Consider the following 25783-nt stretch of genomic DNA (forward strand, 5'->3'; position numbering starts at 1 on the left):
CTGTAAAGGATGGTTATCATGAACTGGAAAACAAGAATCACAGAGTTATTGCAAATCGAATATCCGATTATCGAAGGAGGACTGGCGTATCTAGGTTATTCTGATCTAGCTGCTGCGGTCTGTAATGCAGGAGGACTCGGGCAGATCACAGCGATGAGCCTGCCAGATGCCGAAGCGTTACGCGAAGATATTCGTCGTCTGCGTACCTTAACAGATAAGCCGTTTGGTGTAAATTTTGCGATAGGACAATATGGATTCGGCTATGAAGATCGAGTGCAGGTCGCTATTGATGAACAAGTACCGGTAGTGACCATTACAGGGGGTAACCCGGCACCGGTGCTTGAGATGTTACGACCAACAGACATCAAAACATTAGTGCTAGTCTCTTCACCTAGACAAGCTCAAAAAGCCGAACAACTGGGCGCTGACGCTGTCATTGTCGTAGGACAAGAAGGAGGCGGACATCTAGGTATTGATGATGTCGGCACTATGGTACTAGTGCCTCAAGTGGTGGATGCTGTGAAGATTCCGGTAGTTGCTTCAGGAGGAATCGGAGACGGACGTGGATGGATGGCAGCTCATGCGCTGGGTGCAGAAGGTATTGAAATGGGCACACGCTTTATCGCTACAGTCGAATGTATCCATGCTTCGCCTTCATACAAAAAAGCACTGGTCGATAGCGCCGCATCCGATACAGTTATTATCAAACGCTCTATCAAAGCACCAGCCAGAGTATTACGCACTGACTATACCAATCAAATTCTACAGGTTGAACAAGTCACACCAACCTACGAAGCGTTAAAATCCTATATCAGCGGAGAAGCCAACAAACGCTGGATCTACGACGACCAACCTGAACAAGGATTCGCCTGGGCAGGACAAGTCATCGGCCTAATCAAAGACATCCCAACCGTCTCTGAACTCATCCAACGAATGACCCAAGAAGCCCAAGATATCCGCCAAAAGTGGTCAACATAATCAAACTTAATAGGTAACTTTTTTTGATTTTATATTCCTATCATCTATACTTATAAGATTTTTGAGACTTCTTTCTTTTTCCCCACCGCCCCAAAGGTCTATGTTTTTCTTGAAATGCCACCACCCACGATGTGAAGCGGAGGGGAATTATCGTTCTGAAAGAGCGAAGCGCTCGCCTTTGTAAGCTAATCCCTACCGCAAAGCGGTTATTCAAGGGATCAGCTTACAACAGCGACGACAAGAACGATAATTCCCCATAGCGCCACCCTCACCCTCCCCCATTTCCAAAAACAAAACCCAAAAAAGGATCATTTCGCATTCTCTCCTAAAACAAGATGGAGAAAATAGGGAATGATCCTTTTTGCAATTCGTACGCTAACGTACAAGCTACTTATTTACGCATAGCAGGAGACAAACGTTCTGCTTCCATACCTAATTTTTTAAGTAAGAAAATCATTTGTTCTTTCTCTTGGAAATTCAGACCGCTTAGCGCATAGTTCAAACGTTCTTCGTATTTTGGATAAATATCATCCATTACAGCGCGTCCTACATCAGTCAATTCAGCATAGATCACGCGACGATCGGTAGGGCAAGGATGACGACGTAACAAACCGCTGTGTTCTAACTTGTCGATCACATAAGTAACATTACCACTTTGTAGTAATAATTTAGCACCAATTTGTTGGATCGGTTGGGCGCTTTTAAAATAAAGAACTTCCATTACAGCAAAAGCAGTAGAGTTGAAGCCTTCAATTTTGCTTCCTGCTACAGCATGTTCACTCAAACTTTTAAAAGCTTTAGCAAAAACGCGGTAAAGATGCATCGATTGTTCAGTATCATTCATGGACATATTAATCATGATAAATTCACCCTTTCTAGGCATTTTAATGTGGAATATATTCATCAAATGAATTAATGGATTGGATATAAGTCTATTTTACGTGTAATTTTTTTGAAAAAACATGCGATTTGTCACAATGGTAGACTTTTTAAATATTAAATTTAAATATTAAATTCCAATCAAACGAACAATGATGGTATAAATTGTGGATAACGATTTTTGAAACAACCTTTTTACATAAAAAGTGATTTTTTAGTGAATTGTTTGCTGTGTGTTAACTGTGTATAAGTGGATAAATACTGTTGATAACTATGTGTATAAATAATGTTTTGAGTTATTTACGGACGATTTATACAAAATAGCAATTGAATATATAGAAAAAAGGCGATAATAAGCAGTTTTCCACAATCTATCCCCTATTTTATCTGCATAATTATATTTTTCGATGTATAGTGCGGAATTATTTTACTAAAATCTATCCTCAATCTGTTCACAACCTGTTGATAACTTGTGTGTAAAACCTTAATATCTGGTACTAATTTGTGTATAAGCTGTTTATAATCAAAAAAATGAATTTACACAAAAAGAGATCAATTATCTACTGATTTTGACTCTTATTGATTACAGTATAAAGATCAGTTATAACGCAGACATCAATTTTGATCAGATATAATTCATCATACCGAATAAAACAATAGAGGAATGATAATAAATGGGAAATCATACAGCTACGCCGAGAAAACAACCTTTCGAATCTTCGTTAACAGAGATTTTGTCTAGTTTTTGGGATCATAATGGTCGTGTGATGATGACGGTGCATCGAGGAAATTGGAAGCAAGCGCCTGAAAATTCATTAGCAGCGATTCAATATTCAATCGTAGCTGGAGCAGATATGATAGAGATCGATGTTCAACAGACATCAGACGGTGTCTTAATTTTGATGCATGATGAGACTGTAGATCGAATGACCAATGGAACAGGTACTATTCGTGAAATGACTTTTCGACAGTTACGCGAATTACGCTTACGTCGGTATCAAGGTGGAGCCAATCAACCTTTAACCAATTACAGTATTCCTACATTAGAAGAAATTTTAATTTTGACCAAAAATAAAGTGATGATTAATTTGGATAAATGTTGGGATTATCGGGAACAAGTGTATGAAGTGTTACAACGTACAGGTACTGTATCGCAAGCATTATTCAAAAGCACAGCCAGTCCAGAAGAAGTACACGCATTTCTAAACAATAAAATAGAACAACCATTGTATATGCAGATTCTTGATGATTCTAACCCTGAGATGGTTAATGAGATTGATTATATTTGTGCTATGGTACATCCGCAAGCGTTTGAGATTTGCTTTGAATATGAAGAGTATGAGCGTATCTCTATAGAAGTACTAGAACGAATCAAGCAAAATGGTTGCCGAATTTGGACGAATACGATGTGGGATTCGATCTGTGGCGGGCATTCCGATATTATTTCGAGAGTAGATGTATCCGAAGGATGGGGTTGGCATATTGGTCGCGGTGTTAATATGATTCAGACGGATGATCCCGAAGGATTGTATGCTTATCTGAATGAATAGATAGCTATCGTAATATCGAAAAGAAGCTTTCCCTGATGATAGGAAAAGCTTCTTTTTGTGTATCTACAAATGCAGTATATAATGATTATACAAAGCTAGCTTGAAGCGCTGCACTTTTGCCTGCGTTATAACCTGTTGTAAAAGCAGCGGTAATATTATATCCACCGGTATAGCCGTGGATATCTAGCACTTCACCGCAAAAATATAGCCCATTCATCAGTTTGGATTCCATCGTTTTGGGATCAACTTCTTTTAGATTGACACCGCCACCTGTTACAAAAGCTTCTTTGATCGATAGTGTACCATGCATAGCGATTGGAAATGCTTTGATTAATTTAGCCATCTCCAACCATAATTGACGCGGAATATTATAGAACGTAATATCGTCAGCTAATCCTGATTTGCTCAAAATAATAGGAATCATCCGCTCGGGTAGATAGCCTTTGAGCACATTTTTGATCGCTTTTTTGGAATCGGTCTCTGCTAAAGCCAATGTTTCTTGATATACTTCATCTACCGATTTAGCAGGAAATAAATCCAGTGTCACCATAATCGAAGTTACCGGGAACTTTTTGAGTGCTTTGACCACATATTGACTACATCTTAGAGCGGTAGGGCCAGATATCCCGAAATGGGTAAATATCATATCTCCATCATGATAGATCAGCTTTTTGCCCTTCGGATTCCAGACGGTTAAGCCGATATCACGTAAAGATAATCCTTGTAATTCTTTGCTCTGAATAAAAGGTTCTGGTGAAGTCATCGGAACTTCAGTAGGATAGAGGTCAGTAATTGTATGACCTGCTTGTTCTGCCCAGGCATAACCATCGCCTTCAGAACCGGTCTGAGGGACAGACTTACCGCCGACTGCAATAATAACTGCTTTACTTTTAAATACTTCACCAGAACGAAGCCGTACGCCAACCACTTGCCCTTGATCATAGAGAACTTCATCAACAGGGCTATTGGTGCGAATATCGACTCCTTGCGAACGAACTTTGTTGACCAGAGCATCAACAACAGTTTTGGCTTTGTCAGATACGGGAAACATTCTGCCGTTATCTTCTTCTTTAAGCTGAATACCCATATTTTCAAAAAAACTCATAATATCACGGTTGCTAAAATTAGCGAGAGCACTGTATAAAAAACGTCCGTTACCCGGAATGTATTTGATCAAGTCGTCGATTTCTTTAGCGTTAGTGACATTACAACGTCCACCACCAGAAATACCGAGTTTGCGTCCTAATTTATTTCCTTTATCAACCAGTAATACCCGAGCACCATCTTCACTTGCTGCGACGCTTGCCATCAACCCGGCTGAACCGCCACCAATAACTATAATATCGTATATCAACATATATCTTTCCTTTGTATTAAAAATAGGAATCGACCCTTTGAATCTAAAAGAATCGTTCTTTTTCAATATACCACTAATGGGTGTAGGAAAGGGGCACAATTCATAAATAGTATTCAAAAATAATTAACGTAGCACTATTGTTTATAATAGTAGACATCAAGGGTATTGAGTATAGGATTTCAAAATCTTAGAGTAAGGTACTATATATTGTAATATGGTATCTGATATACTTTAATCGAAATAGGACAGTTGTAGAGGAGGGACACGTCATTATCATTGTCGTCAAGGAAATTCTGCTGCAAATGTTGGCTGTAGGATCTGCTGTTTTTTTCTTTTTGGGAGTAATTGAACGCAGTGGTTACGATTCCTTGCATAATGGGCGATTAGCATGGCGTGGGTATTCTCCTGTTGTCGTGTTTTCTTTCGCCATCAGTATAATGATCTGTTGGTTTTTCTCAATATATAGTGCATCTCCGTACGCTCTTCATATGGGCGTTGTTTCATTGATTGTAGGAGTGATGTATATAGGGCCTCTTCGAGGGATGGTATTGCTAGGTCTGGGTATTATTATGTACTTTTTGTTTAACCATCGTTGGAGCTGGACAGGATTACTGATTGATACCGGATTATTATTGTTTCCATTTATCTGTATTCTTTCTTTACGTTTTCGTACAGCTACTTTAAAAGTAAAACGCTTATTTGTCGCCATATTGATTTTGTTAAGCGCTGTATTATCTATGATAATTTCAACATTGAGTGAAAATACATTACCGATGAACACGCAACTGTGGATTATTGTTGTAATGATTGTTGTAGCAGCATTGGGTGCAGGCGATTATTGCGTGCAAGCGATTGAACGTATTATAGAGAAGAAGCAATTGAACCGACAAATGCTTCGTTTATCGAATAAATTTATTACTGAAGCTGAAAAGTTACGTCAGATTATGAATGTAGCTCCTTTAATTATTACATCTTTAGATGAAGATGGACGAATCACAGCTATTAATGCAAGTGCTCTGCAATTGATAAAACGTTCAATTCCTGATCTTACATTAGAGTCTGCGATTGGTTTACATCTTACAGATTTAAAAAAAGAAGATATTACACCAGGTCTGTACGAGATCATTATACTAATCAAGGCAGCTCAATCCGGACAAGAAACGATTAACAAATTACTTCGTCTAGGGTATGGTTCATTTTATGTCAATATTGTACCACTATTTACGCCTTCAGAAGAGTTATCCGGTGTGGTGATATTGAGTCAGGATACAACGGAGATCGAGCAATTACGCAATGAACTGAACCATGTAGAACAATTAAGTCTAGTCGGCAAAATGGCGGCTAGTATCACACATGAAATTCGCAATCCTATGGCGGTCGTGCGAGGCTTTTTACAGTTAATGCAAGAAAAGAGCCCACCTTCTCTAGATCATTATTATGTGATTGTGATGGATGAACTGGATCGAGCGAATAGTATTATTAACGATTTTTTATCATTAGCCCAAAATCGTGTAGTAGAGAAGCAACGGATTCATTTACATTCTATTATAGAAGAGTTGCTTCCGTTATTATGGGCAGATGCGAATCTACGCGGACAAAGTATTGTATTCGTACAGGGTGCTAATATTCCGGAATTGAATTTGAATTCAAAAGAAATCAAGCAACTGATTCTGAATTTAGCACGTAATGGGATGGAAGCGATGGAGGATAAAGGTGAGTTAACGATAGAGACTCACAGTAACGGCAATGAAGTCACAATGAGTATTCAAGACACAGGGCCAGGTATTTCTCCAGATAAGCTAGAAAAGTTATTTGAGCCTTTTTATACTACCAAATCAAAAGGGACTGGTCTGGGATTATCGCTGTGCTTGAGTATTGTCGAACGTCATCATGGACGGATTCAGGTGGAATCGCAACAAGGAATCAAAACAACCTTTATCGTTACATTTGATTCTGCATACGATCAGATCGATTAAAGCCTATTTAAAACTTTCTTTACAGTATTGTCTTAACAAGTATTCGATTCTGTCTCTTGCTTTCATCACACATGACTGTATAATATAACTTAACGCTTATTAAAAGTAAGGAGTGAATAACAATGTCAATGTCTTTTGATCAATATATGAGAGATATGGTTCAACCGATGCGGGATGAACTTACTACACTAGGTATTACGGAGCTTCGTACTCCAGAAGAAGTAGAAGCACATCTTCCTGATCAAAAAGGAACAACACTGGTTGTCGTGAACTCAGTATGCGGATGCGCAGCAGGTCAATGTCGTCCAGGCGTTGCTCAAGCCCTACAAAATGAATTGAAACCGGATCATTTGTATACGGTATTTGCAGGACAAGATAAAGAAGCAACAGCCAAAGCACGCGAATATTTCGCACCGTTCCCACCGTCTTCGCCTTCGATTGCTTTGATGAAAGATGGAGAATTAGTCCACTTTATCGAGCGTCACCAGATTGAAAACAACTCGGCAGAAGATATTGCTTATGCATTGAATGATGCATTTGAAAAATATTGCCTGTAATCTAACCGCATGGTTTATATAAACATCATCAAATGTCCTGCTTTTTTCGGCAAAGCTGAAAATTGTGGGACGTTTGTTTTTTTTCGCTGATATGAATAGAATGGAATGGGTAAACATGTAGTACAGAATAAATAAAGGAGTGGAAATGAAGATGAGTATACAACAGCAAATTATTGATGATTTACGCGTTCAACCAACGATTGAACCGGATGCAGAGATTCGCAAGCGTGTTGATTTTCTCAAATCCTATATTCAAAAATCAGGTACACAAGGTCTACTGATTGCGATTAGTGGTGGGATTGACAGTGCTGTTGCGGCGGGTCTGTGCAAACAAGCGACTGATGAACTGAGCGAGTCTACAGGTAAAAAATACATGACACTTGGTGTATATCAACCTTATGGACAACAATCGGATATCGCTGATAGTTATGCAGTTGCTGAAGCATTCAAGCTTGAGCATACTGTTGAAACTGATGTACAAAGTGGTGTAGATGCGATTACAGATCTAGTGAATAAAGTATTGCCTAGTATCGATATCCAAGATCCAATCACTCCGCAAGCTAAAGGAAATATCAAAGCAAGAACACGTATGGTCACTCAATATGCACTGGCAAATGAATTGAATTTGCTAGTAGTAGGAACCGATCATGCTTCTGAAGCAATCACAGGCTTTTTCACTAAATATGGTGATGGCGCTGTAGATATTACGCCGCTAAGTACACTAAACAAACGTCAAGTTCGTCAGTTAGCTACACATATGGCTGTTCCACAATCGATTCTGGATAAAGCTCCTTCTGCTGGATTATGGGAAGATCAGACAGATGAAGACGAATTAGGTATTACGTATAACGATAACAGTGACTATCTAGAAGGCAAAACAATAGACCCAGTAGCAGCAGAGCGTCTTGAAAGTTATTACAAACGCACTGCACACAAACGTGATCCGATTCCAGGTATCTAAATCACTATTGGTACACTATCAAGCCCGAACATAATTACGAATTTTTTTATACACACGAAAACAGCGTTCTTTTAACCGTAGCAAAAGGTTGAAAGAGCGCTGTTTATATTTTGATTTATTATAGAAAATACAGATGTTTCATATAGATTAATCCAAACGACTACCGATCACGCTACGAATAAATGTACTGCTTGCTTCGATGGCTTGATCCAGTTGAGGAGAAGAATCAACAAAAGGATGAACCGTATTAAACATATGGTTGCCACCTTCAATAGCAACATAATTAATCGAAGGATTGGCATTCAATAAAGCTTGTGATCCTTCAAGAAGATGCGGATGATCTTCTGTGCCTTGCACGAGCATAATCGGCAAAGCCGCTTCAGTGATACGATGAAGTAGATCGTATTGTTCACGATGTTGCTCGATATCATCAATAATGCTACGATCCAGAGGCATCTGCTGACCTGTGCGTGCATTCGTAATATAGCTTCTGCCGGTCGTCACCATTTCTTTTTTCTGTTCTGTAGTGAACAGGCTAGGTAGATCGCTAATCCCATTCCATGATAATACACCTGCAATCTGATCTGGATGATCCAGTGCATGAATAAGGCTGGTTCCACCTCCACGACTATGCCCTAGCACAAATAGTGGTAATTCTTGATATTCAGGTTGTTCTTTTATATAATTCGTCACGTTCGATAAATCTTCCAGTTCAAAACCATACGTATTATGAGCAAATAATTCAAGCTCGGTAAATTCTTCTGGCTGTTCGCCAATACCGTTATGTGAAAAGTTAAATGTAATCACATCGCCGATACTGCTTAATTGCTGAGCAACATAAGGGAACATACCCCAATCTTTGAATCCTTTATAACCATGAGCGATAATTATCACTGCTCGTACTTCATGTTTAGCAGGGTAGCGAGTACAACGAATGACTGCCCCGTCTGCTCCGGGGATTGTAAATGAATTAGACATCATCATTACCTCCTTCTAAATACTACTTACCCAAAGTGCTTGATACTCAAAGCGCGACCTCTATAGATTAAAAATGATTGGTATTCGCAAAATATCTTACAGTAGTGCTTGGCAGTCAAAGTGTGAGCAATGGTACAATAGAAGTATGCGAAATTAGAATGTGCAGGAGGTACGTATTTTGATTTATGGTATAGGACACGATGTTCTTGAAATCAAACGGGTGACTACGATTATGAGTGGCTCACACGGGCAAAGATTTATCGATCGTATTCTCACACCGGCTGAACGTGAGATTGCTCAGACCAAAGGAGCCAAATTATATGAATTTGTAGCTGGTCGGTTTGCTCTTAAAGAAGCTATTTCTAAAGCATTCGGCTGTGGAATTGGCGCAATATTGAGTTTTATTGATATCGAGATTGTACCGGATGCTTCAGGCAAGCCTACTGTAACCTTATCAGCTCAAGCATGGGAGCGATTAGGATTGCAATATCAAGCTGAATATTACCAGATGCATGTAAGTATTTCTCATCAGACAGAACTTGCTTCTGCGTTTGCGGTGATTGAAAAAATAGAATTTATACATTAAATAATATATTGCATCAGATGAACAACACGATTCTACATCATATCCGGTCGAAAAGATATTCGATCACTGAAGGAGAGTATTATGTCTAATCTAGCATTACAGCAAGAAGCCAAAACGTATTTTAGTCGTGAATTGTTAGTATGGTATGACGAGCATAAGCGTGATTTACCATGGAGACGAAGCCGTAACCCTTACCATATCTGGATATCTGAAATTATGTTACAACAGACGCGTGTCGATACGGTTATTCCTTATTTTACTCGCTTTGTTGAAAAATTCTCGACAGTAGAAGCATTAGCAACTGCACCGGAAGAAGAAGTGCTCAAAAGCTGGGAAGGACTCGGTTATTACTCGCGTGCACGCAATCTACAAGCAGCAGCGCAACAAGTAGTAGAGCGTCATGAAGGCATTGTACCGAATACACCAGAAGAAATATCTGCACTCAAAGGAATAGGGCCTTATACAGCAGGTGCAGTACTTAGTATTGCTTACGGTGTGCCTGTTCCAGCAGTTGATGGAAATGTAATGCGTGTATTATCGAGATATTTCTGCTTGGAAGATGATATTGCCAAAGGGCCAACCAGAGTCAAAATGGAAGTGTTAGCCAAAGAGTTAATTCCACGTGGACGTGCTTCTGATTTCAATCAGGCATTAATGGAACTGGGTGCTATGGTATGTACGCCCAAATCACCTGGCTGTCTAACCTGTCCGGTTATGAAGCATTGCGAAGGTCGAATGAATGGTATGGAACTTATTTTGCCGATCAAAACCAAATCCAAACCACCACGTCCTGAACATCGTTTGCTTGCTCTGATCGAAGGTACAGGCGAACGTGCAGGTCAGGTATTGATTCGCCAACGCCCGGCTACCGGATTACTTGCACGGATGTGGGAATTGCCTCATATTCTTGCTGACGATTCCAAAAAAGCAGGCGCAGGTGCAGATTTGCCAGATGCAGAAGCGATGAAGCGTTTGACTAATGGTATTCATAATGAAGGCGTAGATATTCAACCGTTAGAACCATGGATTACCGAAGAGCATACATTCAGCCATATCCATTGGACGATGCGTGTATTCCGCTGTCATGAAGCTGGAGTGCAGGCTACAGGGCAATATTCACAAGATATAGAGAATGATACAAGTTCTATGACACAGCCGTTAGAAGCGTCTCAAGGAGCTTTGAAAGATATCGATCCATTGGAATATGAACAAGCGACATTAGAACTCAAATTATCAGGTTCTACACCGGGTAGCTTACAGAAGATCAAAGAACAACTTCAGCTGGATGATACATTGATTGTAGAGCATCAAGATGCGGTTGCTGAGCATCCTGAAGTGTATCAAGCGGTTCCAAGTACTTTAGTTGGAGAAGCTTTTGCTTATGACTATCGCTGGATTAGCGCAGAAGATATGAAAAATTACGCTTTTCCTAATCTATTCCTCAAAATTCTGCAACAGCATTTTGCCAAGTAAAAAAAGGAGCGGTATAGCCATGATATCGTTAGAGGAAAGTGAACAATCGTTAACCGAGCAAGAATGGCAGACTTTTGCTCAAAAGATAGAATATCCGTTACCCGAGTCATTCAAAGACTTTTATCTACAACATAATGGTGGTTATTTAGAAACGTTATTTATAGATGGGGAAGAATATGCTCCGTTGATTCATGGATTTATGCCGATTACACATGGTTCACTAACGATTGAGCAATCGATGATCGATATGCAGTATGCGTGGGATATATTGCAGGAAGTCTGTATTCCATTTGCTTCGGATCCCGGAGGAAATAGCTTTTTGTTACGAATAGTGCCTCAACACTATGGAGAAGTTGTTGTCTGGCTAGAGGAAGAGGAATCGATTATTCCATGCCGAGATTCATTTACCGATTTGCTAGACGATCTGCCTTATTATTAAGCTTGATGATTAGGAATTGAGTAGACTATCCATATAACAACAAAAGATAGCGTACAATATAGTGGCTATATAGTGGCTATATGTACGCTATCTTTGTTGTGAATAGAATAGCAATAAATTGAAAGTTTTATCATGAGTGATCTTTTATAGTAAAAAGACATCTCTCTATCAAAGAGTAAAAAGTAGAAAAAGAAATACATAGTGCTCAGAGAGATAAGTGATATTTTGGAGAAGATGGAGGCGCAAGATTATGAATCCCAAAGAGTTAGGTGCTTTACTGTTATTGGGTGCACTATGGGGAGCATCCTTTTTATTTATTCGTGTAGCGGCTCCTGTATTAGGACCGATCTGGCTTATTGATCTACGGGTATTGATTGCAGGGATCGTATTGCTAATCTATGCACTAATAGTACGCAAACTTCCTCATTTCAAAAGCCAGTGGAAATCATATCTGCTGTTAGGGTTACTGAATGCATTGATTCCATTTGTCTTGATCGCGTATTCAGCAATTCATCTCAATGCGTCATTAACAGCGATCTTGAATGCAACTACACCTTTATTTACAGCAATTGTTGCTCGATTTTGGCTCGGTGAATTGTTATCAGTTCGCAAAGTAATTGGTATTCTAGTCGGGCTTACAGGTGTATGTATTCTGATGGGTTGGAGTTCAGTTCCATTTACAGTAGAAGTCTGGTTATCTATTGGAGCTTCGTTAATGGCGGCTTTATTTTATGGTATTGGTGGAGTCTATACTAAGCGTACTTTTACCAGTACACCTCCGCTTGCTTTATCAATTGGACAGCAATTGAGTGCAGGGCTTATTTTGATTCCGTTTAGCGCAGTTAGTGTACCGACAGCGCCTATTTCTTTGACCGTGATACTAGCGGTATTGGGATTGGCGGTATTATCAACTTCGATAGGATATTTATTATACTTTTATCTAGTAGAACGTGTAGGCCCGACCAAAACGGTGAGTGTGACGTTCTTAGTGCCATTATTCGGTATTTTATGGGGCGTATTTTTATTAAATGAACAGATAACAGTAGGAACGATTATAGGATTGCTGGTGATTTTGGCAGGTATTATTTTAATGAACGGTATTCAAAAGCAGAAGAAAATTATATAAATCAAAAAAGACCTCATTGATTAATACTAATCAAGAGGTCTTTTTTTGAAATGCTTATATTGTCAAAAGATAAATTCTTATTTTGCAGCAGCGTAACGTTTGTTAACTGCATCCCAGTTGATTACATTCCAGAAAGCTGCAATGTAGTCAGGGCGTTTGTTTTGATATTTAAGGTAGTATGCATGTTCCCATACATCAATACCAAGCAATGGAGTAGCACCTTCCATAACCGGGCTATCTTGGTTAGGAGTACTTGTTACTGCCAATTTGCCATCTTTAACAACTAGCCAAGCCCAACCGCTACCAAAACGAGTAGTTGCTGCTTTAGCGAAGTCTTCTTTGAATTTCTCAAAGCCACCTAGTTCGCTATCGATTGCTGCTGCGATATCACCAGTAGGTGCGCCGCCAGCGTCAGGTCCGATAATTTCCCAGAAAAGACTGTGGTTGTAATGTCCGCCACCGTGGTTACGAACTGCTGTACGAATACCTTCAGGTACGCTGTCCAGGTTGCTGATCAATTCTTCCAAGCTTTTGCTTTGCAATTCAGGAGCACTTTCCAAAGCGGTATTCAGACTAGTTACATATGTGTTGTGATGACGGTCATGGTGAATCATCATCGTTTGTTCGTCGATGTGTGGTTCCAGAGCGTTGTTAGGGTACGGTAATGCTGGTAATTCGAATGCCATTGTAAAATACCTCCCAGAATTTAGAATTCAGAAACGAAAGATAGCAGATAGAATAAGAAAAAATAATTCAACTTACTGATCACTGCTAAAAACCGTTCCCTATGTAAATAAACATATTACACTCTTTATTAAACCGTATATTTTTGATTAAATCAACTTTTATGTTTAGAAAGTTGATGTGGCGCGGGTTGAGAGCGATTTATTTTATTTTGCTAACCTACAATCATGATCTATAAAAGAGTCGAAAATACACGAAATATGACAAAAAGTATAGTTAGGTTGCTTAGGTAGTGGTATACTAGATCTTGTGCTGCATATAACTTGAATTTGAGAGATAATAATTTGTATGAATATTTATAAGCGTTTATCTATAAATATGTTTGTACATTCTTTGATTACCAAATTATGTTTAAGTTGGAATCGATAGGTGAAATACAGAGTAATTAAGCGCTTTCAAAAGAAAAATGGTGTAATCTGGCGAAAAATGTGGTTTAATTATCGGTGAGGTTATATTCTGCACATTTTTGCAGTTTTTTGTTGTCTTTTGGTCTATTTGCATTATTAGGATTTTATACAATCCTTTACTGTTGGACGCATCGCTTCTATAAGCGAGTGTGCTTCTTTTTGTTTTTTTATAAGGGTGTACTTAATCAAGCTGATGAAAAGGGAGTTTGGAGTATGAATGTTCGTTCCTTTAAATTAAGTGATTTGAGTCTCGTTACAGAACTTTTGAAGGTAGCTTTATCTGAAGAATGTTACGAGAACACGATGGGACCATTCGCCACACAATTATCATGGGATTCCGAGCTAATCGTAGTAGCGGAACAAGGCGAAGAAATTGTAGGTCTGTTAATCGGTACAATCGATCGGAATTTTGGTTGTTATTACCGCATCGCTGTACATCCTGATGTTAGACGCAGAGGTGTAGGTACAGCACTTGTCAAAGCTATGGAACAACGTTTTGAGCAACGCAATGTCAGTGGAATTATGGTCGCTGGCGATGAGCACAACAATGCTGTATTACCACTTTACGAAGCAATGGGATATGGAGAAAATAAAGTCCTGAAGACTTTTGACAAACTCAGTATCGTTGCTGTTCATGCGTAAAGCTTAGAGAGAAGAATTTTATGTAATATCCACATATGAGCACATCTTGCCCTCCGAAACACGGATGGGAATAAAGATGTGCTTTTCTATATTTAGGGAAAATGTAAGGTATAATAAACATAGAACAAGATAAGATTTTAAATGAGGTGTATTATGTATTGGCGGGAATGGCTCAAGACCATGGTCTGGGCATTAATCATACTCGGAATGTTAAATATGTGGGTATTCAATATTTCAACAGTCAAAGGACAATCGATGCAACCTACACTTGTTCAGCAAGAACGGTTGTTTATCAATAAATTTATTTATAAATTTCATCCACCAGCACGCGGAGATGTTATTATTTTGCATGATCCGGTACTCAGTGCACAGCCTACATCGAAATTATTAGTGAAACGAGTAATAGCGATCGGTGGAGATCGTATTGAGATACGTAATCATGAAGTCTATATCAATCAGATCAAGCAAGAGGAGCCTTATATTGATACAGTCATAGGCGATGTAGATCTGGCACCTATTATTGTGCCGGAAGGGCAATATTATGTCATGGGCGATAATCGTCATCAAGGAATGAGCAAAGACAGTCGTATTTTTGGTACGATATCATTGAAGCAAATTGTCGGGCGGGCAGATTTTGTAATATGGCCGTTATCCAAAACGGCATTGTTATAGAGAGTACTAGAGGAGGTGACAGTGTATGACGCAGCAAGAAGTATTACAACAATCAACAACTAGATGGGAACAGCTCAAGCTTGAAATCAAGCAGGCTGCGCCATCGCTGGGCATAGATGATGTAGGCTTTACGACAGCAGATCCTTTTTTGTATCTAAAAGGAGTTCTGGAAGAGCATCGTCGTAAAGGGCATGAATCTGGATTTGAAGAACCGGATATCGAGAAACGCATTAACCCCGGCTTAGCATTAGATGGAGCGAAGTCGATTATAGCGATCTCTGTCACATACCATTCCAAAATGGAAAATCCACCAAAGTCAGAACCCGGAAAATATCGAGGTATTATGGCACGTTCGGCTTGGGGAAAAGATTACCATTATGTGCTTCGTGATCGGATGCAGCGGTTAGAAGATTTTATTCGTGAAAAAGTACCGGAAGCTCGCATCGAAAGTATGGTGGACACCGGTGTGCTATCAGATCGAGCAGTCGCTCAGCGTGCAGGGATCGGCTTTTACGGTAAAAATTGTGCAGTGATCTCGCCTACATTGGGCTCATGGATATTCCTCGGTGATATGATTACCGATATTCCTTTTCCACCGGATACCCCGGTAACCGAAGATTGTGGTACATGCACTAAATGTATCGATGCTTGTCCAACAGGAGCACTGGTGGGGCCCGGACAATTGAACTCACAAATCTGCGTTTCTTTTTTAACACAGACCAAAGGGATGTTGTCTGATGAACATATGCGCAAAATTGGCAATCGATTGTATGGGTGTGATACTTGTCAGATCGTTTGTCCCAAAAATAAAGGCAAGAACTGGAACCATCAAGAAGAACTTCGCCCTGATCCAGAAAAAGCCAAACCGTTATTATTACCGATGCTTGATCTAAGCAATCGTGAATTCAAAGAACAATTTGGTGATACCTCAGCCGCATGGCGTGGCAAAAAGCCGATTCAACGGAATGTTGTAATTGCACTTGGTAATTTCCGTGACAAATCATCTGTTCCCAAATTAACAGAATTACTGCATCGTGATCCTAGACCGGAGCTCAGAGGGACTATCGCATGGGCACTCAGCCGAATTGGTGGCGAAGATGCGTTACAAGCTGTTACTCATGCGCTAACCAAAGAAGTAGACCCGGAAGTGACAGAACGCTTGCTTACTGCTAAAGAAATATTGGAAGGAGAGATGGTCTAGTGTTGTCTTTATACTACGATGAAATTCAAGCGCCTACAGGTGTAATTACGATCACCACATCACTAAAAGGGATCTGTCGTTTAGATTTTAAATCTTATGCCGATAATAAAGATAAGATGAAAGTCTGGGCAAATCGTTGGTATGGAGAACATCAGTATATTCATTCGCCTTTTCATTTACAGACAGCAGTTGAGCAATTGAACGAATATTTCGCTGAAAAGCGACAGGTGTTTGATCTGTCGTTTGATTTACAAGGTACAGCGTTTCAACGTTCGGTATGGGAAGGATTATTAAATATCCCTTATGGAAAGGCTGTTTCTTATAAATGGATAGCAGAGCAGATCGGTCATCCTACAGCAGTGCGAGCAGTAGGCGGAGCTAACAATCGCAATCCGATCCCGCTGATTATTCCATGTCATCGTGTGATTGGAATGAACGGACAAATGGTCGGCTATGGTAGTGGTCTGCCACTTAAAGAATGGTTGCTCAGTCTGGAAGGATATCATATTGAACCTGTACTATTCTAATGAAATAGAGCTCATATCCTAATATCGGTAAAGGAGACTTCCCATGAGGTACGTAAACATCGATAAAGTAGAGACAGGGCAATATTTAGGGAAAGCGATCTATTCAGGCAATGGAGCGATTCTGTTGTCTGCTGGCGTACAACTGACCGTCTATATGATCAATACGCTCAATCGTATCGGAGTCACTATGTTGTATATTCAAGACGAGAACTTTGCAGATGTAGAAATGGAAGAAGTACTCAGTGAAGCAACCAAACAGATGATGATTCGTGAAATGAGTGATACGTTCGATGCTGTTCGTTCTGGCAAAGAATGGAGCCCTAACAAAGTTAGATTTAGTATAGAACAATTGCTTGAAGATATTACCGGGATGCGTGAAGTCCAGATTCAATTAACCGACATCAAAACACGTGATAATGTGCAGTATGTTCATGCGATGAATGTCTGTCTATTATCAGCAATGATCGGGATGAATATGGGATTGAATCAGCATCAATTGAAAGATTTGGCAACAGGAGCGCTATTGCATGATGTAGGCAAATTTTCCAATCTAGCTGAAGATGATCTGAATATCGATTCTAAAAACCACCATACCTGGCGCGGATTCGAATGGATCAAAACCAAACGGGAATTCAATCTGATGATCGCTCATATTGCACTTCAACATCATGAACGAATCGATGGTACAGGCAAGCCACGCGGACTGAATGAAGAAGAGATTCATATGTATGCTCGAATCGTAGCGACAGCAAATATATACGATAATCTGATCACATCCAAAGAAAACGGCGGGCAGGGATTGCTACCACATCAAGCATGTGAAGAAATGATGGCTCAATCTGATCGGATGTTGGATCATGATGTGCTAGTCGAATTTACACGTATTATCTCGGTATATCCTAATGGTACAGGTGTCCGCTTATCCAATAAAGAAACCGGTGTGATTGTAAGACAGCATCGCGGATTACCGGGTCGTCCGGTTGTACGCATTGTTAGTGGTAGTGGCGGCGATCTGGATGTGAAAGAAATTGATCTAGCCAATGCTACAACAACATTTATTGAAGCTGTAATGATGTAGCAAATAACGATTGAAAATGTTTGCTAAGCCGATAACGGAAATGTTATGATAAATGCTGTTCCTGCCTTTTATGGTAAAGGGAGTAGTGTACCCTTTGAGAAGGAACTTTACACTATAATTCATCTACAGGGGTGGCAGTTATGACGTGGTTAAACTGGGTCATTCCAATCGTGACTTTAATTGTCGGTCTGATTGGCGGCTTTTTTATTGGTGCATATTATTTGCGCAAACAGATGGAAAAAATGCAAAACGATCCAGCAGCTTTGCAAAAAATGGCGAAGCAAATGGGTTACAACCTGAATGGTAAGCAGATGCAACAAGCACAACAAATGATGAAAAACAATACACAAGGTGGCAAAGCGCCTAAAGCTAAAATGCCTCCTATGGGTCGCGGCAATACAGGTAAACGTAGAAGATAGTAAGTCGTATCACAGGGATTAGGTCCATAAAGACCTTGTAATGGGAAAAGGAGGTCACTATGGCTGGTATCAAAGATTATACCAATCTTGAAGTCGGTGAGAACCGCGCACAGATTGAAGACCATATCCGTCAGATTTTGAAATTGATCGGAGAAGATACAGAGCGTGAAGGGTTGCTGGATACACCTGCACGTGTCACTCGTATGTATGAAGAAATTTTTGCCGGTTATAGCGTAGATCCTAGAGAAGCGCTTGGTGTGACTTTTAACGAAAATCATGAAGAAATGGTTATCGTAAAAGACATTGTGTACTACAGCCAATGCGAACATCATATGGCTCCTTTTTTCGGCAAAGTTCATATTGGTTATGTGCCAAGTGGCAAGATCGCTGGCTTGAGCAAATTCGCTCGTCTGGTCGAAGCAGTAAGTCGTCGTCTCCAAGTACAAGAACGTATTACTTCGCAAATCGCTGATATATTGGTTGAAGTACTTGACCCTACAGGCGTTATGGTTGTGGTTGAAGGCGAACATCTATGCATGTGTGCACGAGGTGTCAAAAAGCCGGGCAGCAAAACAATCACTTCCGCAGTTCGTGGTGGATTCCGTACAGACGCTCCATTACGTGCCGAGTTTTTATCGTTGATTAAAGACTAAATGATCATTCAAAAATGGTGGGGATTATGCCAAATGGCATCGTTCCTGCCATTTTTTTATGTGGAGAGCATACATAAACTGTTATAATATAATCATCAGGATCGACGAAATGAAGCGGAGGAATTATGGTGTCAGCAGAAAATCATCATCGGCTTGCTATCCCTACATTAGTAGATCGCCCGATAGGTTTAGAACATGCGGTATGGGTAGAGCGACCATTGGTAGAGCAAGGAGAGTCAATATTAGCACCGTTAGCATGGGAAGAATTGATGTGTCGTCAAGTGGGACAAGGGCATGCTCCAGTAGTTCATATCTGGAGACATACCGATGGAATGGCAATCGGTCTACGGGATCGGCGATTGACCTATGCGACACAAGCGATGGAGCAATTCCGTCAAAAAGGGACATCCGTCTGTGTACGTCCTTCCGGTGGAGCGGCTGTGCCACTACATCCAGGGATTGTGAATTTATCAATTATTTTGCCTAATCCGAAGCGTGATATTAGTATTCATCGTGATTTTCGCTTTATGGCGGATTGGATCAGCAGAGCAGTTGATCCATGGAACGATCAGTCGTATGTAGGTGAGATTGAAGGTGCTTTTTGCCCGGGAGATTATGATGTCAGTATTGCTAGACGCAAATTCTGCGGAATTGCTCAGCGTAGACAAGCCAAAGCGTATATTATTACTGCCTTTATTATTGTCGAAGGCAATGGAGACGAATTATCTGCGGGTATTCGAAGCTTTTACGATCAGGCAGTTGGAGAGCAAGATAAAGGATATCCTGTAGTACAGCAAGGTACGATGGGAAGTCTGGCTGAATTAGCACAAGTACCGGATGTGGCATCGTATACAAAGCAATTACAATATATATTAAGTCAAGGTCAGTCGATTCAGACGATAGATGAGCAAGAGCTATTTACCAAAGAAGAGATTCAGCAGATGGAAGCTTACTTGATAGAGAGATACGATAACTAATCAAAGATAGTACAATCGCAAACAAGCAACAGGTTGGACTAGAAAAGAGGTTTATAATGCAACTTCGTAAAGTGAAAATAGTAGGCACTGGAAAATATCTACCCAAGCGTACAGTGACCGATGAGGAATTGGATCAGAAGTTAGGTGTACAAGCAGGATGGACTCATAAAGCTACAGGTGTGGGTGTGCGACATTATGTAAGTGAAGGCGAGACAGCTTCAACGATGGGCGCACAGGCAGCGCAAGATGCTCTGGATGCTGCTGGTCTTACTTTTGCAGATATCGATTGTCTAGTCTGTACAAGCGGAACGAAAGAACAACCGTTACCAAGTACAGCGGTATTTATCCAGCAAGCGATGGGACAAGAAGATTCAGGTGTGCCTGCTTTTGATATTGATGCGACATGTCTTAGCTTTGTAGTAGGGTTAGACACCATGTCTTATCTGGTTGCCGCCGGACGGTATCGTTATGTTTTGTTAGTATCTACAGAGATTGCTTCAGCAGGGCTTAATTGGAATGAAAAAGAAAGTGCAGCGTTATTCGGAGATGGTGCAGCAGCAGTCATTATTGGTGCATCTACGTCAGAAGAGTCTGCCGGGATTATACATACATCGCTTCAAACGTATAGCAAAGGTGCACGTTATTCTGAAATTCAAGGCGGAGGAACTCGATTACCTGCTCATATGCAAAAGGAGTTAGCAGATCCTTTTTTATTTTTTATGGATGGACAGAAAATATTCCGCATGGCATCGCGCTTATTGCCTGATTTTATCGATCAAATTTTAGAGCAATCCCAGACCAAAATGGAAGATTTCAAATTGGTGATTCCTCATCAGGGGAGTGCTATGGCAATGCGTCTAATACGCAAAAAGTTAGGCATCCATGAACAGCAATTTCTCGATATTACCCCCAATCATGGTAATACGATAGCTGCTTCGATTCCAATGGGCATTCATGAAGCGATTGTGCAGGGCAGGATTCAGCGAGGAGATCGTATATTACTGATGGGAACAGCCGCTGGTCTATCACTGGGAGGAATGGTTCTTGATTACTGATACTGAGTCAGCTCAAGCACCACAACGGATACTGATAACAGGTGGACGTGCTCCTGTAGCGCTTGAATGGGCACGTATTTTACATCGTAACGGTCATCAGGTCTATGTAGCTGAAAGTAGTCGTTATCATCTTTGTCGTGTATCTGAGGCTGTTCTAGCCAGCTTTCAAGTGCCACCACCACGTCAACAACCGCAAGCTTATCTCACTGCATTGAAGCAGTTGATTATACAGTATCAGATCGATCTTCTTATACCTACGTGTGAGGAGATTTTCTATATTGCGGAAAGATTAGAAAGGTTACAGCCTTATTGTCGTGTACTAGCACCGAATATAGATACACTTCATCATCTGCATCACAAAGGGACATTTATCGAGCAGGTGATGTCTAGTAATCTCGCTGTGCCTATAACTTTTTCAGTAGAAGATCCATCTATAGATTCTTATGATTATGCTGTACCTGATCAAGCAGGCAATACGTTTGTACGCAAGCCGGTTTATTCGAGATTTGCATCTAACGTTATTATGCCTTGGGAAGCTAGACGCATTTCTGCTCCAAATAAACAATCTACTACACCAACCTTGTCTACCACAACACAAATAAAAGCAACAAACACAAAGGTTAGTTCGCCTCGCTGGATTGCTCAGCAGTATATTAAAGGCAAATCGATTTGTACGTATAGCATTGTTCATCAAGGAGTCGTTATCGCTCATGCAACCTATACAAGCGACTATAGAACATCACGTACAGGAGCAAGTGTATACTTCGAAGCGATAGAGCATGATCAAGCGTATACATGGGTCTGTCAATTTGTGCAACATCTACACGTCGATCATCAGCAGACATCTAATTCAGCATTTAGCGGTCAGATTAGCTTTGATTTTATAGAAGAAGATTCTACAGGTATATTATATCCAATCGAATGTAATCCACGAGCAACCAGCGGTATTCATCTATTTCAGCGACAAGATCAATTGGTACAAGCAGTCATCGATCCCGATTCCTGTGTACAACGTGGACAAGTGATTATGCCCAATGTTGGAACAGCTAGAGTTCTCACCTTACCGATGTGGGTAGCAGGATTCAAATACAATCGCAGTACACAAGACTGGCGCTATTGGTGGAAAAGTCTGCAACAAGCGACTGATGTCGTGTATCAAAAAGAGGATCGTAAGCCATTTGGGGAACAATTTCGGCTCGTTATGCAAGCATATCTTACCAGTCGTGCACAGCGGATATCGCTTACAGAAGCTTTAACGTATGATATCGAATGGAACGGAAAGGAGAACCTATGACTAAAGCATTAATTACCGGCGCTACAGGATTTCTAGGCGGGCATATGGCAAGACGATTAGTAGAGTTAGGCTGGGATGTGACAGGAACAGGACGAGATCGCAGTCGTGGTCAAGCTTTAGAGCATTTAGGCGTACAGATGAACTATTATGATCTAGGCGATGCAGAACAGACGAGACAAGCTTGTAAAGGGCAAAATGTAGTATTTCATTGTGCAGCACTATCTTCGCCCTGGGGCACGTATTCTTCTTTTTATCGAAGTAATGTAGAAGCGACTCAACATATTGTAGATGGTTGTATTGAGCATGATGTCGAGCGATTGATTCATGTCTCTACACCAAGTGTCTATTTTGATGGCAAAGCTCATTACGAGATTAGAGAGTCTGATCCTCTCCCTCGAAAAGCAGTAAATCACTATGCAAGTACCAAATTATTAGCGGAACAGATTGTGCAACAGGCGTATCAGAAGCAAGGATTACCGTCGATGATGATTCGTCCACGTGCTATTTTTGGACCGATGGATCAGACATTATTTCCACGTCTGTTAGAAGCTAATCGTCAATCCGGTGTACCTTTATTGCAAGGTGGACGTGCTCCGATTGATCTTACATATGTCGATAATGTAGCGGATGCGATGTTATTAGGTGTACAAGCTCCTGAAAATGCACTGGGTCAAGCTTATAATATATCTAACGGTGAGCCGATTCCTTTTATCGAATTGTTGACCCGTTTATTTCAACGGTTGGATATTCCTTTACATACTCGTCGCGTGCCTTATCCTGTTGCTCATGCGGTAGCTGGAACGATGGAAATGGTGTACCGACTTATCCCTGCATTGGGTGAGCCTCCGTTAACTCGCTATAGTGTCGGTTCTATAGCTGTACCGCATACGTTGGATATTTCGTTAGCACAGCAACAACTGGGTTATGTACCACGTATCAGTGTAGATGAAGGGTTAGAACGATTTGCAGATTGGTGGTGTGAACAGTGATCACTTCGACAGCAGTTCGATTATGGATAGGGGCGGCAGGATATTGTACACATCCTGAATGGTTGACGTTGCGTGGCGGTTCGTTACGATCTGTATCATTTCCGGCAGGGTTTGCTTGTATTCAGCATCCAGAGCATGGGTATATTTTGTTCGATACAGGATATAGTGAGCGCTTTTTTGAAGAGACAGCTACATTACCGCAATCGTTATATCGTTACATTACGCCTGTCGTATACCAACAAGCAGATTCAGTAGTCACTCAGTTAGAACTACAAGGGATATGTAGTGATCAGATTGCATATGTGATCTTGTCGCATTTTCATGGAGATCATATTGCTGGAGCGAAAGACTTTCCGCAAGCGACATTTATCTACCTTTCTGAATCGTATCAAGCAGTCAAAGACTTGAGTGATATACGTGCTGTCAAAGCAGGCTTTCTAGCTGGGTTATTACCGGATGATCTAGCTCAGCGCTCGCATATGTTACATCGATCAGAAGTATTACCTGTAACGTCGCTCCTACATAACGATTCATCTTTAGCTACAGCTCCTTCTTTGACAAATTTCCCCTGGCAACAAGGTTATGATCTACTGGGAGATGGAAGTCTGATTGCGATTGAATTGTCAGGTCATGCAGAAGGAATGATCGGGATTCTGTTATCGACAGGCACAGCAGATTACTTGCTCTGTGCAGATACCGTATGGTCAAGTAGAGCATTTACCGAAAATCGTCCACCGCATAGGTTAGCAGGTATTATTATGTCTGATCGTCAGCAGTATATGCTCAATCTGAACAAATTACGTCAGCTTCATAATGAATATCCATCTATTCGAATAGTACCTAGCCACTGTAATCAAGTATTACAGCATTGGGGAGGACAATGGTTATGAAAAGACTGAGCGAACTGCTCTACACGCTTCGGATACTGTATCATTATTGGCGCACTCGTCGCTTAGCCGGGTGGACAAGTAGACCCAAGTTGATGAACTGGCAAGAAAAGAAAATCATTCAGCATATTCGCCGTATCCGTAACCAATCCCCTTTTTATCGTCAATGGTGGCAGGGAGTACCTGATCATCAATGGCGAGACTTTCCGCTGATTGATAAGTCGATAATGATGGAACATTTCGATCAATTGAATACACTTGGAATTACAAAAGAGGAAGCGATGCAGATTGCCGATCAAGCTGAGCAGACGCGAGATTTTGAGCCTACTATACAAGGGGTGACGATCGGTCTGTCCTCGGGTACATCGGGTAATCGGGGGCTATTTCTAGTCAGTCCACAAGAACAAGCGCAATGGACAGGAACCGTGCTTGCCAAGTTGTTACCCGGTGGTATTCGGCAACAACAAAAGATCGCTTTCTTTTTAAGAGCGAACAGCAATCTGTATGAATCGGTACAAAAAGGCAAACTGCAATTTCGCTATTTCGATCTATTGGTGCCTCTATCAGAACATATTCAGCAACTGGAAAGTTATCGTCCAAGTCTGTTAATTGCACCTGCTTCTATGTTGCGTTTGTTAGCCGAGCAGAAGACAGCCGGTCTATTAACGATCCAACCGCAAAAAATAATTTCAGTAGCAGAAGTACTTGATCCATTAGATCGTGAATATATAGAGTCTGTATTCGCACAGACTGTACATCAGGTCTATCAATGTACCGAAGGATTTCTAGCGGCGACTTGTGCGTATGGCCATCTGCATCTGAATGAAGATATTGTACATATTCAAAAGGAAGTATTAGATGAGCAGAGCCGACGCTTTGTACCGATTGTGACTGATTTCTCGCGTAGATCGCAACCGATTATTCGGTATCGCTTAAATGATATTTTGACTGAATCTGTAGAGCCTTGTCCTTGTGGATCGCCAATGCTCCGAATCGAACGAATAGAAGGGCGTTACGATGATATTATCTACGTTGCTCATCAGACAACCGAAGAATTAGTACCACTGTTTCCTGATCTTATTACGAGAGCAATTATAGGCGCATCGCCAGCAATAGAACATTACCGTGTGATCCAGTATGACAGCCATCAGCTGGAAATAAGTTATCGTCTTACTGGAAACAAAGATTATGTAGCACACGATCAAGCTGTCGAAGCACAAATAATCGATCGTATTCAGCATATTTGTGATACTTTACAAGCCGTCACGCCAGTGATTACATTTACAGCATATGAGTTCACGCCCGGGATCGTAAAGTTACGGCGAGTGGAGCGAAAGTGGAAGTTGTGAGTAGCAGATCAGTAGCGCTACAACCTTTT

General features: G+C 40.7%; 24 protein-coding genes and 1 pseudogene. 21 read left to right on the forward strand and 4 right to left on the reverse strand.

What is annotated here, in order from left to right; genetic code table 11:
• The first annotated feature begins 18 nt into the window (after positions 1-18).
• Positions 19-978, forward strand: coding sequence for an NAD(P)H-dependent flavin oxidoreductase (locus QE450_RS23120; protein ID WP_274171056.1), 960 nt, complete (start codon positions 19-21; stop codon positions 976-978).
• A 391-nt stretch (positions 979-1369) separates the two neighbouring features.
• Here QE450_RS23120 and QE450_RS23125 read toward each other — a convergent pair whose 3' ends face one another.
• Complete coding sequence (locus QE450_RS23125; RefSeq protein ID WP_273614762.1) at positions 1370-1837, reverse strand: MarR family winged helix-turn-helix transcriptional regulator; 468 nt, start codon at positions 1835-1837, stop codon at positions 1370-1372.
• Positions 1838-2531: 694 nt separating this feature from the next.
• On the opposite strand from QE450_RS23125, the gene QE450_RS23130 reads away from it, so the two are divergent.
• On the forward strand, positions 2532-3407 hold the full coding sequence (locus QE450_RS23130) for a glycerophosphodiester phosphodiesterase family protein (RefSeq protein WP_307302417.1): 876 nt from the start codon (positions 2532-2534) through the stop codon (positions 3405-3407).
• Between the two features lie 85 nt (positions 3408-3492).
• Here the strand turns inward: QE450_RS23130 and QE450_RS23135 are convergent, their stop codons facing one another.
• Complete coding sequence (locus QE450_RS23135; protein ID WP_273616222.1) at positions 3493-4761, reverse strand: BaiN/RdsA family NAD(P)/FAD-dependent oxidoreductase; 1269 nt, start codon at positions 4759-4761, stop codon at positions 3493-3495.
• A gap of 305 nt (positions 4762-5066) precedes the next feature.
• Here QE450_RS23135 and QE450_RS23140 point away from each other — a divergent pair, with 305 nt between their 5' ends.
• From QE450_RS23140 to nadE, 3 genes are all read left to right on the forward strand, one after another.
• Positions 5067-6740 (forward strand): two-component system sensor histidine kinase NtrB, encoded by a 1674-nt coding sequence (locus tag QE450_RS23140; RefSeq protein WP_307302419.1) that lies wholly within the window; start codon positions 5067-5069, stop codon positions 6738-6740.
• 122 nt (positions 6741-6862) lie between these two features.
• Entirely contained in the window at positions 6863-7297 is a 435-nt protein-coding gene (locus tag QE450_RS23145) for a BrxA/BrxB family bacilliredoxin (RefSeq protein ID WP_069329441.1), read from the forward strand.
• A 151-nt stretch (positions 7298-7448) separates the two neighbouring features.
• Positions 7449-8258, forward strand: a complete 810-nt coding sequence (gene nadE / locus QE450_RS23150) for an ammonia-dependent NAD(+) synthetase (protein ID WP_137224941.1) — start codon at positions 7449-7451, stop codon at positions 8256-8258.
• Positions 8259-8405: 147 nt separating this feature from the next.
• Here nadE and QE450_RS23155 read toward each other — a convergent pair whose 3' ends face one another.
• Complete coding sequence (locus tag QE450_RS23155; protein ID WP_273614765.1) at positions 8406-9236, reverse strand: alpha/beta hydrolase family protein; 831 nt, start codon at positions 9234-9236, stop codon at positions 8406-8408.
• A gap of 178 nt (positions 9237-9414) precedes the next feature.
• Between QE450_RS23155 and acpS the strand changes: the two genes are divergently transcribed.
• From acpS to QE450_RS23175, 4 genes are all read left to right on the forward strand, one after another.
• Entirely contained in the window at positions 9415-9822 is a 408-nt protein-coding gene (gene acpS / locus QE450_RS23160) for a holo-ACP synthase (RefSeq protein ID WP_273614766.1), read from the forward strand.
• 81 nt (positions 9823-9903) lie between these two features.
• Entirely contained in the window at positions 9904-11295 is a 1392-nt protein-coding gene (mutY, locus tag QE450_RS23165) for an A/G-specific adenine glycosylase (RefSeq protein ID WP_307302426.1), read from the forward strand.
• A gap of 19 nt (positions 11296-11314) precedes the next feature.
• Entirely contained in the window at positions 11315-11734 is a 420-nt protein-coding gene (locus QE450_RS23170) for an SMI1/KNR4 family protein (protein WP_307302428.1), read from the forward strand.
• A gap of 250 nt (positions 11735-11984) precedes the next feature.
• Positions 11985-12860, forward strand: coding sequence for a DMT family transporter (locus QE450_RS23175; RefSeq protein ID WP_307302430.1), 876 nt, complete (start codon positions 11985-11987; stop codon positions 12858-12860).
• 77 nt (positions 12861-12937) lie between these two features.
• Here the strand turns inward: QE450_RS23175 and QE450_RS23180 are convergent, their stop codons facing one another.
• On the reverse strand, positions 12938-13546 hold the full coding sequence (locus QE450_RS23180) for a superoxide dismutase (RefSeq protein WP_069329434.1): 609 nt from the start codon (positions 13544-13546) through the stop codon (positions 12938-12940).
• 678 nt (positions 13547-14224) lie between these two features.
• On the opposite strand from QE450_RS23180, the gene QE450_RS23185 reads away from it, so the two are divergent.
• The 12 genes and pseudogenes from QE450_RS23185 (at position 14225) to QE450_RS23240 (ending at position 25754) form a co-directional block, all read left to right on the forward strand.
• A complete protein-coding gene (locus tag QE450_RS23185) occupies positions 14225-14653 on the forward strand; it encodes a GNAT family N-acetyltransferase (RefSeq protein WP_273614771.1) in 429 nt (142 codons plus the stop codon).
• Between the two features lie 153 nt (positions 14654-14806).
• A complete protein-coding gene (gene lepB / locus QE450_RS23190; RefSeq protein WP_307302434.1) occupies positions 14807-15325 on the forward strand; it encodes a signal peptidase I in 519 nt (172 codons plus the stop codon).
• Between the two features lie 25 nt (positions 15326-15350).
• A pseudogene (gene queG / locus QE450_RS23195) lies at positions 15351-17053 on the forward strand (tRNA epoxyqueuosine(34) reductase QueG).
• Between the two features lie 43 nt (positions 17054-17096).
• A complete protein-coding gene (locus tag QE450_RS23200) occupies positions 17097-18131 on the forward strand; it encodes an HD-GYP domain-containing protein (protein ID WP_301263068.1) in 1035 nt (344 codons plus the stop codon).
• A gap of 140 nt (positions 18132-18271) precedes the next feature.
• Positions 18272-18550 (forward strand): YneF family protein, encoded by a 279-nt coding sequence (locus QE450_RS23205; protein ID WP_204826593.1) that lies wholly within the window; start codon positions 18272-18274, stop codon positions 18548-18550.
• A 59-nt stretch (positions 18551-18609) separates the two neighbouring features.
• Entirely contained in the window at positions 18610-19203 is a 594-nt protein-coding gene (folE, locus tag QE450_RS23210) for a GTP cyclohydrolase I FolE (protein ID WP_273614774.1), read from the forward strand.
• Positions 19204-19328: 125 nt separating this feature from the next.
• Positions 19329-20180: a lipoate--protein ligase family protein gene (locus QE450_RS23215; protein ID WP_373462029.1), complete on the forward strand. Its 852-nt coding sequence runs from the start codon at positions 19329-19331 to the stop codon at positions 20178-20180.
• 56 nt (positions 20181-20236) lie between these two features.
• Positions 20237-21235 (forward strand): beta-ketoacyl-ACP synthase III, encoded by a 999-nt coding sequence (locus QE450_RS23220; RefSeq protein WP_273614775.1) that lies wholly within the window; start codon positions 20237-20239, stop codon positions 21233-21235.
• On the forward strand, positions 21225-22529 hold the full coding sequence (locus tag QE450_RS23225; protein ID WP_307302442.1) for an ATP-grasp domain-containing protein: 1305 nt from the start codon (positions 21225-21227) through the stop codon (positions 22527-22529). The genes QE450_RS23220 and QE450_RS23225 overlap by 11 nt, the downstream gene beginning before the upstream one ends.
• Entirely contained in the window at positions 22526-23518 is a 993-nt protein-coding gene (locus QE450_RS23230; RefSeq protein ID WP_307302444.1) for an NAD-dependent epimerase/dehydratase family protein, read from the forward strand. Before QE450_RS23225 ends, QE450_RS23230 begins: the two co-directional genes overlap by 4 nt.
• Complete coding sequence (locus QE450_RS23235) at positions 23515-24408, forward strand: MBL fold metallo-hydrolase (protein WP_307302446.1); 894 nt, start codon at positions 23515-23517, stop codon at positions 24406-24408. The genes QE450_RS23230 and QE450_RS23235 overlap by 4 nt, the downstream gene beginning before the upstream one ends.
• Positions 24405-25754 (forward strand): F390 synthetase-related protein, encoded by a 1350-nt coding sequence (locus QE450_RS23240; RefSeq protein WP_307302448.1) that lies wholly within the window; start codon positions 24405-24407, stop codon positions 25752-25754. Before QE450_RS23235 ends, QE450_RS23240 begins: the two co-directional genes overlap by 4 nt.
• Positions 25755-25783: the final 29 nt, after the last annotated feature.

Source organism: Paenibacillus sp. SORGH_AS_0306 (genome assembly GCF_030819345.1).
GTDB lineage: Bacteria > Bacillota > Bacilli > Paenibacillales > Paenibacillaceae > Saccharibacillus > Saccharibacillus kyungheensis.

Bases quoted from the DNA above. Each gene is read 5' to 3' on its own strand.
- QE450_RS23240 (WP_307302448.1), top strand. From the start codon at position 24,405: ATGAAAAGACTGAGCGAACTGCTCTACACGCTTCGGATACTGTATCAT.
- nadE (WP_137224941.1), top strand. From the start codon at position 7,449: ATGAGTATACAACAGCAAATTATTGATGATTTACGCGTTCAACCAACG.
- QE450_RS23200 (WP_301263068.1), top strand. From the start codon at position 17,097: ATGAGGTACGTAAACATCGATAAAGTAGAGACAGGGCAATATTTAGGG.
- QE450_RS23220 (WP_273614775.1), top strand. From the start codon at position 20,237: ATGCAACTTCGTAAAGTGAAAATAGTAGGCACTGGAAAATATCTACCC.
- QE450_RS23215 (WP_373462029.1), top strand. From the start codon at position 19,329: ATGGTGTCAGCAGAAAATCATCATCGGCTTGCTATCCCTACATTAGTA.
- mutY (WP_307302426.1), top strand. From the start codon at position 9,904: ATGTCTAATCTAGCATTACAGCAAGAAGCCAAAACGTATTTTAGTCGT.
- QE450_RS23155 (WP_273614765.1), bottom strand. From the start codon at position 9,236: ATGTCTAATTCATTTACAATCCCCGGAGCAGACGGGGCAGTCATTCGT.
- QE450_RS23180 (WP_069329434.1), bottom strand. From the start codon at position 13,546: ATGGCATTCGAATTACCAGCATTACCGTACCCTAACAACGCTCTGGAA.
- QE450_RS23145 (WP_069329441.1), top strand. From the start codon at position 6,863: ATGTCAATGTCTTTTGATCAATATATGAGAGATATGGTTCAACCGATG.
- QE450_RS23175 (WP_307302430.1), top strand. From the start codon at position 11,985: ATGAATCCCAAAGAGTTAGGTGCTTTACTGTTATTGGGTGCACTATGG.
- QE450_RS23140 (WP_307302419.1), top strand. From the start codon at position 5,067: ATGTTGGCTGTAGGATCTGCTGTTTTTTTCTTTTTGGGAGTAATTGAA.
- QE450_RS23170 (WP_307302428.1), top strand. From the start codon at position 11,315: ATGATATCGTTAGAGGAAAGTGAACAATCGTTAACCGAGCAAGAATGG.
- QE450_RS23185 (WP_273614771.1), top strand. From the start codon at position 14,225: ATGAATGTTCGTTCCTTTAAATTAAGTGATTTGAGTCTCGTTACAGAA.
- QE450_RS23125 (WP_273614762.1), bottom strand. From the start codon at position 1,837: ATGATTAATATGTCCATGAATGATACTGAACAATCGATGCATCTTTAC.
- lepB (WP_307302434.1), top strand. From the start codon at position 14,807: ATGTATTGGCGGGAATGGCTCAAGACCATGGTCTGGGCATTAATCATA.
- folE (WP_273614774.1), top strand. From the start codon at position 18,610: ATGGCTGGTATCAAAGATTATACCAATCTTGAAGTCGGTGAGAACCGC.
- QE450_RS23205 (WP_204826593.1), top strand. From the start codon at position 18,272: ATGACGTGGTTAAACTGGGTCATTCCAATCGTGACTTTAATTGTCGGT.
- QE450_RS23120 (WP_274171056.1), top strand. From the start codon at position 19: ATGAACTGGAAAACAAGAATCACAGAGTTATTGCAAATCGAATATCCG.
- QE450_RS23230 (WP_307302444.1), top strand. From the start codon at position 22,526: ATGACTAAAGCATTAATTACCGGCGCTACAGGATTTCTAGGCGGGCAT.
- QE450_RS23130 (WP_307302417.1), top strand. From the start codon at position 2,532: ATGGGAAATCATACAGCTACGCCGAGAAAACAACCTTTCGAATCTTCG.